This window comes from Enterovibrio baiacu (assembly GCF_004120195.1).
Classification (GTDB): Bacteria; Pseudomonadota; Gammaproteobacteria; order Enterobacterales; family Vibrionaceae; genus Enterovibrio; species Enterovibrio baiacui.
In genome coordinates this window covers 14,197-30,180 of sequence record NZ_SCHN01000007.1, presented here as the reverse complement: position 1 = coordinate 30,180, position 15,984 = coordinate 14,197, and the positions used below count along the sequence as shown (strand labels likewise).

Sequence of the window (15,984 nt, the reverse complement as noted above, 5' to 3'; positions counted from 1 at the left end):
CCGCTGGAATAAATTCCTGCGGGCTTCACTGTCAAACCGTTAAATCAGGGAAGTCACTAAGCGATTAGCGCGCGCTCAACACCGATGCGGGATGCAACTTGCATGCACGCTGTGCCGGGTACCATGTTGCCAATAAGCTCAACACCACCGCTGTTGTCGACACAAGAAACACATCCATCAGGTGCGGTTCAGTCGGCAAGAAATCAACGAAGTAAATATCACCAGACAAGAAATCCTGCCCTGTTAGCGACTCAATCCACCCCACAATGCTGGTCAGGTTGAACGCAATCAAACATCCCATCACGGAGCCAATCAAACTACCGAACAATCCCGATAACAATCCGTGCCAAATGAAGATAGAACGAATCAGGCCATCTTTCGCGCCCATGGTGCGCAACACAGCCACGTCCGCAGCACGGTCTTTTACCGCCATCATTAAAGTAGAAACAATGTTGAAGCACGCAACACCAATGACCAGCACCATCACGAGATACATAATAGTGCGCACCATTTGAATGTCGCGATACAAGAAGCCGTATTCCTGCGTCCAGTTCTTCAAATAAACGTATTCTTTGAGTGTTTTGCCCACTTCACGAACGATATGGCGTGCGTTCAGTGGCTCAGACAATTTCAACGCGACACCCGTTACCGCATCGCCCATGCCAATGTAAGATTGTGCATCTTGAATAGGGATAAGCGACAAGCCGTGATCAACCTGCCCGCCAAGACTCAAAATGCCTGACACTTGCAACCTAATGCGTTTTGGCGCGCGCAGTTTCAAATCAGGATCTGGCGAGGGAATGAGTGCCGTTACCCAATCACCCACCTTGACACCAAGACCATCTGCGATGCCTTTACCTAGCACAATCGCATGCTCCCCTGGCGTTAAACGTTGCCAACCATTGTCCAGCACATACTGATGAATATTACTGACGGTTTCTTCCGCTTTCGGGTCAATACCTCGAATTTGCACAGGTTTGAGGTTTGCCCCTTTTTCCAGCAACGCCGTGAAAGTGACATACGGCGCGCCCGCCTCAACGTTCGGATTCGCTACCGCGGTTTCCTTCATCGTACGCCAAGAAGCGACAGGCGCATCCACCCCTTCAAGCTGAGCGTGAGGGATCACCGCCAGCACGCGCTTTTCAAGTTCGCGCTCAAAGCCATTCATCGCCGACAGACCGACAATGATAACCATGACACCGACAGAGATACCGATCATGGAAGACACAGAGATAAAAGAAACAAGTTTATTGCGACGCTTCGCCTTGCTAAATCGGCGTCCAATAAACAGCGCCAAAGGTTCCATCATGCTGGGTTCACCTCTGGCTTAGACGTTTCGACAAACTGACCATCCAACATCGACAGTTGGCGATCCATTTTTCCTGCGAGCTCCTGATCGTGCGTAACAACCAAGAAGGCGGTGTTGAATTCTTTGTTTAGCTGACGCATCAGATCGTAGATATCCAATGCCGTTTTGTGATCAAGGTTACCCGTAGGTTCATCGGCCAATACCAGTGCAGGACGGTTCACCACAGCGCGTGCAATCGCAACACGTTGGCGCTCACCGCCAGATAATTCCGAAGGACGATGTTCACCACGGTGCTCCATGCCTACCGCATCTAAAATTTCCAACGCACGACGTTTGGCTTCTGCGGGCTTCTCTCCACCAATCAACAATGGCATTGCCACGTTTTCAATTGCCGTAAAATCAGCCAGCAAGTGGTGGAACTGATAAATAAAACCGATGTTCTGGTTACGCAGCGTGGCTTGGTCAGATGCTCGCATGTTCACCAGATCTTTCCCTTCAAATTGCACATCGCCACTGGTCAGCGAATCTAACGCGCCAAGGATGTGTAACAAGGTACTTTTACCAGAACCCGATGCACCAACAATCGCTACCAATTCGCCTTTGTTGATTGAAAACGAAACGCCTTTCAGTACATGCGTTTCCAGCTCACCTTCTTGGTAGGTTTTGACAACGTTTGAACAGGTTAGCAATGCATTACTCATAGCGAAGAGCCTCAGCGGGGCGAACAGACGCCGCTTTAATCGAAGGGAACAAGGTAGCAAGAAGGCTCAAGACAATCGCGCCAACTACAACAGAGAAGATTTGTTCGGGTTTCACAACCACAGGCAATGAAATACCATTACCCAATAAACTGATATTGAGCACCGCCATGATGCCATTGATGTTCATCGCCAACAGCGTGCCTGCAACACCCCCTAAAATGGCGCCAATTACACCACTGCTCGCACCTTGAACAACAAATAAATACACCACATCACGCTGTTTCATGCCTTGGGTTTTCAAGATGGCAACTTCTGATTGCTTCTCCATCACCACCATGATTAGTGCAGAAATGATGTTGAATGCCGCCACCAAGATGATCAGACTGAGCATCAAGCCCATCATGTTTTTTTCCATCTTCACGGCTTGGAACAATTCACCACGCAATTCACGCCAATCAGACCACGCATACCCAAGCGATTCCGCTTTCACTTTCAGCTTGGGTACATCAAAGGGTTCGGCTACGAATAGGCGAAGGTCGGCAGGTTGCGTGCGCGGCAAACGCATTAAACGCGCCACATCATTCAGATTGGCAAACATCAACTGCCCATCTACGTCCGTTGCCGTGTCATAAATACCCGCAACGGTGAAATTCCGTTGAGAAGGCACACGACCAATCGGCGTAAATTGGCTTGCACTGGTGATCATCACACGCACTTTGTCGCCGACAGACACATCAAGCTGCCTAGCCGTCTTTCGGCCGAGTACCAGCTTGTAGCTGCCTGCGGTTAACGCTTCAAATTGACCACGCACCATGAAAGCACGCACAGGCTCTTTACTTTGTGGGTCTACCCCCAACAAACGCCCTGCCCCCAATGACACCGCACTTTGCACAACCGCATCGGTTGACACCAATGGCGCTGTACCCTGGATGCCATCCCACTGCGCAATGGTGTTCACATCAGGGGCAAGCTCGGCATTGCCAGCAATGACCGCTTGAGGCAAGACACCCAGAATTCTGTTTTTGAGCTGGCCTTCAAAACCATTCATGACAGAGAGCACAGTGATCAAAGACATCACGCCGATCGTAATGCCAGCCGTCGACATATAAGAAACAAACCGGCCAAACTTATCGCCCGAGCGACCTTTTAAGTAGCGCAAGCCAATAAACACCGGCAAAGGGTGAAACATAATGAGAATTCTCGACAAAGTTATAGGCAGTTGAATGCAATTTCTTTGGTGACACAATCTGACACCAATGATGTGCAAGAATACCTTTAAGGTCAGCGGATTGCCACGATAGCCCGCTCACCATGATGGGATTTCAACAATTTCGTGGTTTGCCCAGGGTCTATGACCCGAGCAACTTAGATCAACAATGTGCCAATTGCGGGAATTTTGTTCAGCGCCATCGGTTCTGTTTCATATAACCAGAAGAAAAAATCACCAAACGCGAGAAAAATGCCCTGAACTCAGGCTACAGGTTGAGGAATCGAGGGGACTGCGTGATAATCAACAGATTACAAGGTATTAGGATACATCATGAGTCAGGATGAATATTTTTCGGTACACGCACATCTAAAAATCAATGTGGAAGTGTTGGGCGAAGGTGAGCGCGTTCCCTCTGATGTCGAATTCGAACGTGAGATCCCTATTGCCTTTCGGATCGCCAGTGAATGTAGCGACCTTGATGGTGGCGTAGAAAAAGAACTTCAATCTCTGCACCACGACAACAGTCAGGCGCTGTCGAAGTTTTTGCACGCCCAGAACGAAAAAATCAATCTTCTGCTCGGCTTCATGTTGTCTCAACAAGACGACCCTGCATTACGTCATCAAACCGAAACGTTTGGTGCGAGTAGCCTAACCTTTATCGCCAAAAAGCCCTTTCAAAAAGGTCAGCACGTTCGTCTTAAACTCTTTCTTGAGAACCCGCCCTCAGCAATTTACTGCTACGGTAGCGTCTACGGTATAAAAGAAAAGAATGGTAAGTATGCCGTGGGTGTGAAATACACGCGATTACAAGAAGACGACAAAGATGTTCTCATTCGTGCCGCGTTGCATCAGCAACAAAAGCTTCTTCGTCAACGCGCAATGGAAAGAAATAACTAAGCCTCAATTCGATGACTAACTCAGCCCTATTTACTTTGCCTGCCCCAGAAAAGGCGGGCGACACGCGCGTCATTGCCAACTTACTTGGCTCTGCGCTGCCCCTTACGATTGCACAACTTGCCAACCAGCAACACAGAATGATGTTGCTTGTGGTGCCTGACAATCAAACCGCATTGAAGCTACAGCCAGAAGTTAGCCAATTCACTGGCCGCGAATGCCATGTATTTCCTGATTGGGAAACATTGCCTTACGATAATTTCTCGCCACACCAAGACATTATATCTGACCGTATTGCACGTCTTTATCAGTTGCCTCAGCAAACTTCTGGCATCGTTATTATCCCGGTCAGTACGCTATTACAACGTGTCATGCCGCGTTCATTCTTGGTTCAGCACGCGCTGATCGTAAAGAAAGGTGACCGCGTTTCACTCGAAAAACTGCGTTATCAGCTAGAGCTTTCAGGCTATCGCCATGTGGATCAGGTCATTGAGCATGGTGAATACGCCAGTCGTGGCTCGATCATCGATTTGTTCCCTATGGGGTCCAACCAACCTTATCGTATTGATTTCTTTGATGATGAAGTCGATACCATTCGTGAATTCGACCCTGAGAATCAACGTTCGACACAAGAACTCGATCAAATCAATCTGCTCCCCGCGCACGAATTTCCAACCGATGACGACGCTGTTGAACAGTTCCGTGGTCGTTGGCGTGAGCGCTTTGATGCGCGTCGCGAACCGGAATCGATTTACCAACAAGTCAGCAAAAAAACATGGCCATCGGGCATCGAATACTGGCAGCCACTTTTCTTTGATCACACAGAAACGCTGTTTGATTACCTGCCAGAAAACACCTTACTTCTGACCTCAGGCGATTTGGAAACCTCGGTACGCAGTTTCCTTGCAGATGCAGATTACCGTTTTGATCAACGACGCGTGGATCCGATGCGCCCGTTACTCGCGCCTAATGAGTTATGGCAAACCGTCGACGAGCTGTTTTCAGCATTCAAAGCCTACCCACGCATCAAGCTAGAGCGCGAAACCACAGACAACAAAGCTGGCCGCCAAAATGCCGCCATTTCATTGTTGCCTGAATTGACCGTTAATCAGCAGCTCAAAGAGCCGCTGGGTGCACTTCGTAACTTCTCAGAAGACTTCAACGGCAAAATCGTTTTCTCCGTTGAAACGGAAGGCCGACGCGAAGCCATGCTCGATCTGCTGGCGCGCATTAAAATCCGCCCTATGGTCTGCGAATCCTTGGACGAAGCCCTTGCTGCACCTAGCCAGTTCACTTTGGTGGTTGGCCCGGCAGAGATAGGCTTTGTTTCAGAAGCCCCAAAATTTGCGCTAATTTGCGAGAGCAACTTGCTGGGTGCACGCGTGGTGCAACAGCGCCGCCGCGACAACAAAAAGACCACCAGTAACAGTGACACCTTAATCCGCAACCTCGCAGAATTGCAGCCAGGCCAGCCCGTGGTTCACCTTGAACACGGCGTGGGTCGTTACATTGGTTTGCAAACGCTTGAAGCAGGCGGCATTGAAACCGAATACGTCACCTTAGAATACCAGCAAGGCTCAAAGCTTTATGTCCCTGTGGCATCGCTGCACCTGATCAGCCGTTACAGTGGTGGTGCGGAAGAAACTGCTCCACTTCACCGCTTAGGTGGTGATGTATGGGAAAAAGCCCGTAAGAAAGCTGCGGAAAAAGTCCGAGACGTTGCGGCAGAATTGTTGGATGTTTATGCCAAACGCGCTACTAAGCCGGGCTTTGCCTTTAAGCATGACAGAGAGGCGTACCTCGATTTCTGTGCGAACTTCCCGTTTGAAGAAACCGCGGATCAGAAACAAGCCATCAATGCCGTCTTGTCTGACATGTGCCAGCCTATCGCCATGGATCGCCTTGTGTGTGGTGATGTGGGCTTTGGTAAAACGGAAGTCGCCATGCGTGCAACGTTCTTGGCGGTGAACAACAGCAAACAAGTTGCCGTGCTTGTGCCGACCACCCTATTGGCGCAACAACACTTCGAGAACTTCCGCGACCGTTTTGCCAATCAGCCGGTTCGCGTTGAAGTGCTTTCTCGATTCAAATCAACCAAAGAGCAAAAGCAAATCCTTGCAGATGCAGCAGAAGGGAAAGTCGACATTTTGATCGGCACCCACAAATTGCTGCAAAGTGACGTGACGTTCCACGATCTTGGTTTGCTTATCGTCGATGAAGAACACCGCTTTGGTGTGCGCCAGAAAGAAAAAGTAAAAGCGATGCGTGCAGATGTTGATATTCTCACGCTGACGGCCACCCCAATCCCTCGTACTTTGAACATGGCCATGAGTGGTATGCGCGATCTTTCCATCATCGCCACGCCGCCTTCGCGTCGTCTCGCCATCAAAACGTTTGTGCGTGAAACCGACAAGAACTTGGTTCGAGAAGCGATGCTGCGTGAAATCATGCGTGGTGGCCAGGTCTACTTCCTGCACAACGACATCGACAGCATAGAGAAAACCGCGGATGAGTTGGCAGAACTCGTGCCAGAGGCGCGCATTACGGTCGCCCATGGGCAAATGCGCGAACGTGAACTTGAACGCATCATGTCGGATTTCTATCACCAGCGCTTTAATGTCTTGGTGTGTACCACCATCATCGAAACAGGCATTGATGTGCCGACTGCGAACACCATCATTATGGATCGTGCTGATCGCTTCGGTTTAGCGCAACTGCACCAGCTTCGTGGCCGTGTAGGCCGCTCACATCACCAAGCCTATGCCTACTTGCTTACACCGCATCCAAAACGCATGACCAAAGACGCCGCAAAACGTCTTGAAGCCATTGCCTCATTGGAAGATTTGGGCGCAGGCTTCACGCTGGCAACCCACGATCTCGAAATCCGTGGTGCAGGTGAGCTGCTGGGTGATGAGCAAAGCGGTCAAATACAATCCATCGGTTTCACCCTTTACATGGAAATGCTTGAGCAAGCCGTTGAAGCATTGAAGGAAGGCAAAGAACCGTCATTGGAAGAACTGCTCAATCAACAAACTGATGTTGAGTTGCGCCTACCCGCTTTGCTACCAGATGCGTACATCCCTGACATCAACACCCGTTTGTCACTGTATAAACGTATCGCAGGCTCTAAGTCGCAAGATGATGTGGAAGAGTTGCGTGTTGAACTGATTGATCGCTTTGGTTTATTGCCCGATGCAGCCACGAACTTGTTGACGATTCAGCAAATAAAGCTGGACGCTGCACGTCTGGGTGTAAGAAAAATTGACGCACACGACAGAGGTGGTGTGATCGAGTTTACTCAAAACGCCCAAATTGATCCCGGCTTCTTGGTGGGTCTGTTACAATCCCACCCGAGCCGTTACCGTTTTGATGGACCAACAAAGCTAAAAATCGCTGAACCGCTGACAGATCGACGTGAGCGGGTCGCGTTTATCGAAACACTTTTAACGCAATTTGCTGACAATTTATTGGTTGCCTGAGTCTAAGGCAGTCATATGTATTCGAAACGGAGTAATGCTTTGAAGAAGCTAATTTTCCTGCTGCTGTGCACCATTAGCTGGCAAACGATGGCTGAACGCCTCTATGACGTTGAAGTTATCGTCTTTAAAAGAAACCAGAGCCCTGATGCAGTGAAAGAAAACTGGCCAGAAGCGCCGGGTGGTATCAACTTTTCTAACGCAGTTTCCCCTTATGACGCTGCGTCAATGGCTGCGCGTGGACTGACCCTTTTGCCGAAAAGCGAATGGAAGTTAAACGCTGAATATAATCGCTTATCACGCCATGCAGGCTTTAAGCCTTTGGTGCACGTTGCTTGGCGTCAAAATGACGGAAGCAGAGGCGCGATGCCAAAAATGCGCTTAGCCGCCGGCAATAATTACGGCAACGACTATTACAAAGACGGCACACCGAAAGGCGTGCAAACCGTTGGTGATGATGGTACCGAAAAGAAAAGCGGTTCGATGTATGAGCTCGACGGTTTCATCCGTGTATATGTTCAGCACTATCTGTTTATAGAAACCGATCTTGTGCTGCGTGAGCCGGGCGAACGTAAAGTGCTGCAAGATGTCAGCGCCGCCCCTGCCCCATTGGCGGGTCAATCAGACACTGTGTTGCAAGACATCGCACAAGATGGCGAAGCAACCAATGTTGCTGCTGTCAGCACGCCAAATGATGACGTGACCTTTGCAGGTCTGCAAAAGCTAGAACGCAGCTACGCGATTGAGAAATTCCTTCAGCCTTATGCCTTTGAGCAGAAGCGCCGTATGCGCAGTGGTGAAATCCACTACCTCGATCACCCGCTTATGGGGTTGATTATTCAGGTTACTAAAGCAAACTAAAACATAACGCCCTCACTGAGGGCGTTTTTCTTCAACTACATTCAATGTTGAGCATTGAAAGCCTTTCTTCTCCTGATTAAGTGCATTTACCACCATGCAAGCAAACTTGGAATTTCAAACAGATCGTCTGCTTCTACGCGCGTTGAAACGCGTGGATGTTCAACCGTTACAACGTGCCATCAGCCTTTCAGCCGACAGCATTTCGCCTTGGCTCGATTGGTGCAGTGAGGGTTTTGATGAATTGGATGCTGAAGCGTGGATAAACCGCAGCCGACAAGGCTGGCTGACAGGCAGCAGCTATGAACTTGCAGTCTTTGAGCAAGAAAGCGGGAATCTCGTGGGGTGCGTGTATGTTTCAAGCATTGATAGCGTCGCTAACCTTGCCAATCTGGGCTATTGGATAGCCACCGAGTATCAAGGACGCGCTTACGCCTTAGAAGCCGCAGAAGCCATTGCAAGCCTCGCATTCAGCCATTTGCTCCTCACCCGCTTAGAACTGGTGATGGACCCTGACAACACAGCCAGCATTCGCATTGCGGAAAAGCTTCAAGCTACCTTTGAATGCCGCGCGAGAAATCGCTATATGTATAACGGTGAAGCCAAAGAAGGCTTGGTATACAGTTTGGTGCCCAGCGACCTTGGGTTTGTAACGCAATAACACTCAAACGTTTACGCATAAAATTCACACCCAAAAAATCAAGTAACCCTCAGATAGGGTTCGTTTTTTTGGGTATAACCCCCCCCCGAACATTTCTACATTTCATCTAATTACAAGAAAGACTCTTTTTTGTCGCAAAAACCTAAAACGGTCTCCGAGCCTCAAAACAACATTCCATGACAAAAATCAATGGCAAGCCATTGTAATAAATAAAGAATAAAGATAGTAACCAAAAACTTTATAACAGCTGAAACCCTATTGAAATATATCTAAAACGAAACTGTCACTTTGCTCAATATAATGTGGTCTATCAGTAATCTATCAGATAGTTACCATGCGAATAACAACATTACCTTGGGTGATATTTCTTATAGGCGCAGGCCTTGCTTACTTCAGTGGGCTATCCGTCAAAAAATTAGAGAAAGAGAAGCAACTCAGCACGTTTGAAGCGTTAGTCGAGCAGCGATTAAATGCACTAGAGAAGTCCCTGTACTCCTTCCAAGAATTACAATTCTCCGGACAGTTATACTTTCAAAACAGCCAAACACTCGACAAAAACACTTTTCAACAATTCTTGGCATCCAGAACGAATAAAAATCACGGTATTCACGCTGTGTTTTGGACACCCAAAGTGCTGAAAAACAAAGCGCATCAATTTGTGCGTGATGTGGTTGAGCAGGAAGATAAGGACTATGCGCAGTTTACTCTCCATCCTCAAACAAAGACTCGCTGTTCGTCAGCACTCAGCAAATATACGTTTCCTGTGTTGTATGTTTCTCCTGAAACACATGCCAAAACCTATGTAGGATGGCGCGCTGACGCTCAATGCGAATTTGTTCATGCCATGGAACGGGCATTCTTTCAGCGAAGTCCAGAAAGCCACTTCTTCAAAGACGCTCACGGGGGAGGTTTACGACTATTCTCCGCAATAGTAGATAAAAATGCACTAAGAGGATTTCTTACATCCACGCTCTATTTCGAGGACTTCTTTGATGCTATTTGGCCGCACGAGAAAAACGGAAGAAGCCTAAATATCACCGTCACGCCTCAATTTAGTAACAACGGCAGTACCTCTGTTCTGTATCAAACGACACCAATGGCAAACATTGATTCTACCTACCCAAGTGTTCGACATTTAGTGGCCATTCCGGGCAACGAAGAAGGTGTGTGGATTGAGTTTCACTCTCTGACTTACGGCGAAGTAGAAAGTATGTATGGCGTGATCGTCATGATTCTCACCATGTTACTTACCGTGGCAACCGCGACCTGCGTTTGGTCATATTCCAATCGTTTGCAATTCGCGAGCAAACTTGTCAAAGACCAAACCAAAAAGCTCCGTTTTCAGGCTCGTCATGACCAACTGACTACCCTGCACAATCGTGTTGCCCTCGAAAAAAACCTTAAAGAAGAAAAACAAAAGATTAGCCAAGGCGTTAGCGACGGCTTCTCACTGCTTTTCATAGATTTAGACCGATTCAAAAATGTTAATGATTCACTCGGTCATCTGATCGGTGACCGTCTATTGAGAGACGTCGCAGAGCGCTTATTGAGCATCACGCAAGACAACCATAGGGTTTTTCGGTTTGGGGGAGATGAATTTGTGGTTTGCCTCAGCGGCATCACGTGCAAAGTCACCTCAATGACGTTCGCTACGCGTTACCTCAGCGCGATCAGCGACAATTACATTATCGATGAACACAACATACAACTTGGCGCCAGCATCGGCATTTCAGCAATCACAAACCCACAATTCACCTTGTTGGATATTATCCAGCAAGCAGACATCGCCATGTACCATGCCAAAGAGAGCGGCGCATCTATTTCATTTTATGAAGAGCGCATGCTTAAACAAGTTCAAGCAAGGTTTAACATAGAACAAGAACTCAGTCAGGCCGTCGAACTCAATCAGTTCTACCTGATGTACCAACCCATCTTAAAAAACAATCGCGTTGAACACTTCGAAGCGCTTCTACGCTGGAACAATCCAAGAATTGGGCAAGTATCTCCCGCTGATTTCATTCCCATTGCTGAAGATACAAATCACATTCATCGCATTGGAAATTGGGTGTTTGTTGAAGTGTGTGAACAACTTGAGCGCTGGTTCCTCAACGCGGATAGTGACGATTTCCCAGGCATCACAGTCAATGTGTCAGCCAAGCAGCTTCAATCTCCTAGCTTTGTCGACTTCATTAAAACACTGCTTTCACGCCATTCATTTCCCACAGAAAAGCTCAGTATAGAAATTACGGAATCGACTCTCATTGGTAATGAAAATATTGCCTTAGAAGCGCTCAAGGAAATACGCGCACTCGGTATTCGCTTATACCTCGATGATTTCGGAACGGGCTACTCTTCACTGTCTTTATTGAGTTTGTACCCGTTTGATATTTTGAAAATAGACCGAAGCTTCATCACCGACGTCGCGCTTCCTGGGAGTAAATCATCCCGTTTGTGCTCCGCTATCATTAACCTCTCACATGCCATCGACATTGATGTTGTCGCAGAAGGAGTGGAAACGGAAGCGCAACTTGATTGGTTGTCTGAAAAAGGCTGTGATTACATTCAAGGGTTTCTGAAATCTAAACCGCTCCCTAAAGACCAGCTCATTCATTGGCATAGAGCATGCCATGAAAAAACACCGCAACAGGCACGTTAACGTCAATGAAAAAAGTACGTGTGGCAAAAAAAGAAAAGCCCAGAACATGTCCGGGCTTTTGAAGAAATGCGTTGTTCTCGAAGCGGTATCGATTTAGTGCAGTTTTAGCGATGGGCGCAATACGCGGTTAATGCGGCTAACCAGCATCATCAGACCCGTACGGAGCATACCGTGCAACGCGATTTGGTGCATGCGGTACAGCGACACATAAACAATACGTGCCATACGGCCTTCAACCATCATTGAGCCTTTGGTCAGGTTACCCATCAAGCTACCAACGGTAGAGAAACGGCTAAGTGATACCAACGAACCGTGGTCTTTGTACGTGTACGCTTTCAGTTCACGGTCTGTTAGCTTCGCAACGATGTTGCTGAAACAACGACTTGCCATTTGGTGCGCGGCTTGCGCACGTGGTGGCACCATTGAACCGTCTTCTTGTTGGCATGCCGCACAGTCACCAATAACGAAAATGTCTTCGTCACGGGTGGTTTGGAGTGTTGGCTTCACCACCAATTGGTTAATGCGGTTGGTTTCAAGACCCGCGATGTCTTTCATGAAGTCCGGGGCTTTAATACCTGCCGCCCACACCATGATTTGCGCTGGGATCTTGTCGCCATCTTTGGTTGTCAGGCCTTCTGAGTCCGCTTTAACGACCATGGTCGCTGTTCGAACGTTTACGCCTAACTTGATCAACTCTTGCTGCGCAGAACCTGAAATACGTGGCGGCAACGCAGGCAAAATACGCTCACCCGCCTCTACCAAAGTCACGTTCAATTTAGAACTGTCTAGGTCTTGGAAACCATAGTTGTGCAGTTCTTTAATCGCATTGTGAAGCTCCGCAGACAGCTCTACGCCCGTTGCACCACCACCTACAATGGCGATATCCACGGTGCCGTGACCCGACTTCGCGTGAAGCTTCAAGAACTCGTTGTTCATTTCGTTACGGAAACGACGCGCTTGTTCTGGGCTATCAAGGAAAATACAGTTGTCGCGAACGCCTTCAGTATTGAAGTCATTCGATGTTGAGCCAATCGCCATCACAAGAATGTCGTAAGACAATTCACGCTGAGGCATCAGCAACTCGCCATCTTCTTCGTCACGCAACTCTGCAAGTGTCAGGGTTTTCGTGTCACGGTCGATGTTAGAAAGGCTGCCTAATTGGAATTCGAAGTGATGGTTTTTCGCATGAGCACGATAGCTGATTGCGTCTACACCTTCATCCAATGAACCCGTTGCAACCTCATGAAGCAATGGTTTCCATAAATGGCTTGATTTACGATCTACCAGCGTGACTTGTGCGCGTCCTTTGCGCCCCAGTGTACGGCCAAGCTTTGTCGCTAGCTCTAGGCCACCAGCACCGCCACCTACTACTACTATTTTGGTCACGATTATTTCCTCACCATGATTTTAAATTCAAACTGTTAGTCACCTCGTGCAGCAGCACGAAGCTAAAAATTGGGCAATGTGGGTGAGGTTTTGATTGGCTTTTTTAGCCTTCTATCTTGCGGATTTGTTCGTTGTTCTGTTTCCGCGGATGAGCATTTTATTTTTTGATTTGCTGCTCATTTCAGACCTAATCATTATACAGTTCACTTGATCTCAATCAATTTTTAAATCTGCACATATACATCTGTTGCAGTAAAAATCGCCAAATCCATCAAACTGATTAACAATCAGAAACAAGTGAAAAACACTCAGCAATACGGGCATTTACAACCCGCATTGCTGTTCGCATTCTCGCTATGCACTTTCTTTGAATGCTTTCATTGCTTGGAGGTGGGAAGAAATGCTCTTGAATTTGTGTGTTTGGTTATCATCCCAAATAACATCGTAATGCGGACTAAGGAGTGAAGCGCTGCGTTGATTGTCGAGCACATCATCTTCTGAAGACAACACCACCATACAACGACCCGCGTTCTTTTGACGGAAACTCTCTACACACTTGGTGCTGATGTCGCGGTATTCTTCAGGACGATCGATGCGTCCTTCCATGTTTTCTTCAGGAAAAAGATTAGGGTTGAAAATGACCTGCTTGATGCCGCTGAGAAAGCCAATTCGCTCAGACCAAAAACCACCAAGACCGACGCCGCAGATCAACGGATTTTTGTCATCAGAAAGTGACATGTGCTTGCTGACTTCTTTGAGCAGATGTTGCATGTCATGTTTTGGGTGAAGCGTGCTGTAGTTGATGAAACGCACATCAGGATCGATAAACTGCAACTGCAGTACTTTTTCATGGTTGCCTGGGCTTGTGGAGTCAAAGCCGTGAAGATAAATAATCACAAAAATTCCCTCTCAAGTCGCTCATAGTGAGATTGAGCACCATGATCTTCTTCGTGTGAGTCAACGTGATAACATAAATCACCCCGCTATCACATACTTTTTATGAGGATAAAAGACAAAGCCCGAAAGCGGTCAACAAAATTGACATTGTTTGTCGAGGAATTAACCAGTCAGCTTTCGCACCAATCACTCAGTTTTCCAATGCACCCAGATCATCACTGAGTGATGCTAGGGTATTTCTGAGCTCTTTTCGCTGCGTCTGCGTAAGATGTTTGTCCATGCGTTGCAGCAACTCATAGCGCCTTGCTAAGTAAAGAGACATGTCACTTTGAAAGTCGTCGCTCTTAAACACCACCAGCTTCGCAAAATAAGCATTCAGCCGTTGTTCCAGAGCAGGATCGTCCCTTTCTTCGAAGATAAGCGTTAACTCTTCAAACAAGCCATCTCGAATGGAATAAAACACGGGGCGCATTTCAATTTGGTAACTCGCCATTTCTTTGAATTGATCAGACTGCTTCTTGTTGACGGTATCAATCCAATACTCAGCACGTTCAATGAGCTTTGCTTGGCGTCGAGCTAACTGTTCGTTAGGCGACCCTTCATTGGCCTTTTCAACGGCCTCATCGACATTGGTTTGGATTGTTTTTAACCATTGCTTGGCTTGCTCATCACTGAGTGAAGCAATCAAGTTTGCCAACGCGGGCGTGAGCCCATGAACGGACGCGAGAATGGTTTGGTTCACGACCCCATGGTAGCTGTTGATTTCCGAGTAACTGAGCGGGGTTTCGAGCTGGCTTTCCATGTTTTCAAGCAAGGCCCGAATGTTAGGAAGCTCATTTTGACGATGCCACACATGAAAGGCATCAAGGTCTCGGTCGAGCTGTTTTTGTTGTGTCGATGTCATGTCGACATAGTCAGACAGATAATAATCTATCCAAAAAGGTAAGGTGTTGTACGCCAACTTGTTCGTACACGCAGAAAGAAACAGGACCGTCACGATGGCCAGCAACGTTAGTCTGAGATCCAGTCGCCACCTTTTCATTTCCTGCTTCTCCTCTTTTCTATCGCTGCGTCTTTTTATCGACCCGTTTATCGCCACGCATGAGGTTTTCCAGTTCATGCAGATACGTATCAGCACGTTCTTTGTACAAGGCTAAACCATAGAGCTCATAGCCAAGTAAAAACCAGAGTAAGCCGAGGTATTTCGCCACAGGCACCCACTTTTCACACATGTCCATCCAGTGAACCACATCGTCGATACGTCGATGCGCGCAATAATGGTTTACTGCTGACGACAGGTTGATGTCATTTGCGAACGCCGTCATGACGATGTCCAACGCAGGATCACCCAGCGCAGCATATTCCCAATCAATCACAGAAAGCTGCCCATTCGGCGTCTTGATCAGATTGTAACAACCCAAATCATAATGACACATGGTCAGCGTCAAACCGCTTTGGAACGCGTGTCGCTGAAAATGAGTATGGATTTTAGTAACCGCATCCGTTTTCGCCGAATCACTGAGATGCGCAAAATAATGCTGCGCCTTTTCAAACGGATCAAACGTGTTATTGGGTGGCGTCATTTCATGGATACGTGCTAACAGCGGCATCACCGTCTCTACATCAGCACTATCAAGCACATCACCGTCAATCCAAGCCGTGAGCAGCCCCTCCGGTATTACACACACAGGCTTGCTGGTTAAGCCAGCCTCATAACCTAGGACAAGGGTATTGAACTCATGTTCCCTGTTCGCACCAAAAACCCGCGCGCCTTCGCCTTGTGGTCGCCACACGTAACGTTGCCCTTCAACGTCTTGCAGCACCATACAACGGTTGCTCAGCCCACCCGCTAAATATTCTGCTGATGTAATAATGCAATAAGGCCGCAGCGTTTCTATCACTGCGGCCTTTTCATCTATTGCGTTACTGTGCACGT

At 47.9% G+C, this 15,984-nt stretch carries 12 protein-coding genes; 5 read left to right on the top strand and 7 right to left on the bottom strand.

The features are described from left to right. Positions 1-64 precede the first annotated feature (64 nt). The 3 genes from lolE to lolC are packed head-to-tail and all read right to left on the bottom strand — an operon-like array spanning position 65 to position 3,199. A complete protein-coding gene (gene lolE / locus EQP46_RS04970; protein ID WP_129492596.1) occupies positions 65-1,309 on the bottom strand; it encodes a lipoprotein-releasing ABC transporter permease subunit LolE in 1,245 nt (414 codons plus the stop codon). Continuing rightward, positions 1,306-2,010, bottom strand: coding sequence for a lipoprotein-releasing ABC transporter ATP-binding protein LolD (gene lolD, locus EQP46_RS04965; RefSeq protein WP_129492595.1), 705 nt, complete (start codon positions 2,008-2,010; stop codon positions 1,306-1,308). Before lolD ends, lolE begins: the two co-directional genes overlap by 4 nt. Continuing rightward, positions 2,003-3,199 carry a lipoprotein-releasing ABC transporter permease subunit LolC gene (lolC, locus tag EQP46_RS04960; RefSeq protein ID WP_129492594.1) on the bottom strand — a complete coding sequence of 399 codons (1,197 nt, stop codon included), beginning with the start codon at positions 3,197-3,199 and terminating at the stop codon, positions 2,003-2,005. The genes lolD and lolC overlap by 8 nt, the downstream gene beginning before the upstream one ends. A 351-nt stretch (positions 3,200-3,550) precedes the next feature. On the opposite strand from lolC, the gene EQP46_RS04955 reads away from it, so the two are divergent. From EQP46_RS04955 to EQP46_RS04935, 5 genes are all read left to right on the top strand, one after another. Then, positions 3,551-4,117 carry a PilZ domain-containing protein gene (locus EQP46_RS04955; protein WP_129492593.1) on the top strand — a complete coding sequence of 189 codons (567 nt, stop codon included), beginning with the start codon at positions 3,551-3,553 and terminating at the stop codon, positions 4,115-4,117. Positions 4,118-4,128: 11 nt separating this feature from the next. Beyond that, positions 4,129-7,593 carry a transcription-repair coupling factor gene (gene mfd / locus EQP46_RS04950; protein ID WP_129492592.1) on the top strand — a complete coding sequence of 1,155 codons (3,465 nt, stop codon included), beginning with the start codon at positions 4,129-4,131 and terminating at the stop codon, positions 7,591-7,593. A 39-nt stretch (positions 7,594-7,632) separates the two neighbouring features. Beyond that, complete coding sequence (locus EQP46_RS04945) at positions 7,633-8,451, top strand: peptidoglycan binding protein CsiV (protein WP_026024965.1); 819 nt, start codon at positions 7,633-7,635, stop codon at positions 8,449-8,451. Positions 8,452-8,557: 106 nt separating this feature from the next. Continuing rightward, complete coding sequence (locus EQP46_RS04940) at positions 8,558-9,109, top strand: GNAT family N-acetyltransferase (protein ID WP_240671655.1); 552 nt, start codon at positions 8,558-8,560, stop codon at positions 9,107-9,109. Between the two features lie 334 nt (positions 9,110-9,443). Then, positions 9,444-11,765, top strand: a complete 2,322-nt coding sequence (locus EQP46_RS04935) for a bifunctional diguanylate cyclase/phosphodiesterase (RefSeq protein ID WP_129492590.1) — start codon at positions 9,444-9,446, stop codon at positions 11,763-11,765. Between the two features lie 93 nt (positions 11,766-11,858). Here the strand turns inward: EQP46_RS04935 and EQP46_RS04930 are convergent, their stop codons facing one another. The 4 genes from EQP46_RS04930 to EQP46_RS04915 all read right to left on the bottom strand — a co-directional run bounded on the left by EQP46_RS04930 (position 11,859) and on the right by EQP46_RS04915 (position 15,982). Continuing rightward, positions 11,859-13,151, bottom strand: coding sequence for an NAD(P)/FAD-dependent oxidoreductase (locus EQP46_RS04930; RefSeq protein ID WP_129492589.1), 1,293 nt, complete (start codon positions 13,149-13,151; stop codon positions 11,859-11,861). A gap of 354 nt (positions 13,152-13,505) precedes the next feature. Continuing rightward, positions 13,506-14,048: an alpha/beta hydrolase YcfP gene (gene ycfP, locus EQP46_RS04925; protein ID WP_129492588.1), complete on the bottom strand. Its 543-nt coding sequence runs from the start codon at positions 14,046-14,048 to the stop codon at positions 13,506-13,508. 190 nt (positions 14,049-14,238) lie between these two features. Then, positions 14,239-15,090, bottom strand: coding sequence for a DUF6279 family lipoprotein (locus EQP46_RS04920; RefSeq protein WP_129492587.1), 852 nt, complete (start codon positions 15,088-15,090; stop codon positions 14,239-14,241). 19 nt (positions 15,091-15,109) lie between these two features. After that, positions 15,110-15,982: a phosphotransferase gene (locus tag EQP46_RS04915; RefSeq protein WP_240671654.1), complete on the bottom strand. Its 873-nt coding sequence runs from the start codon at positions 15,980-15,982 to the stop codon at positions 15,110-15,112. Between the last annotated feature and the right edge of the window lie 2 nt (positions 15,983-15,984).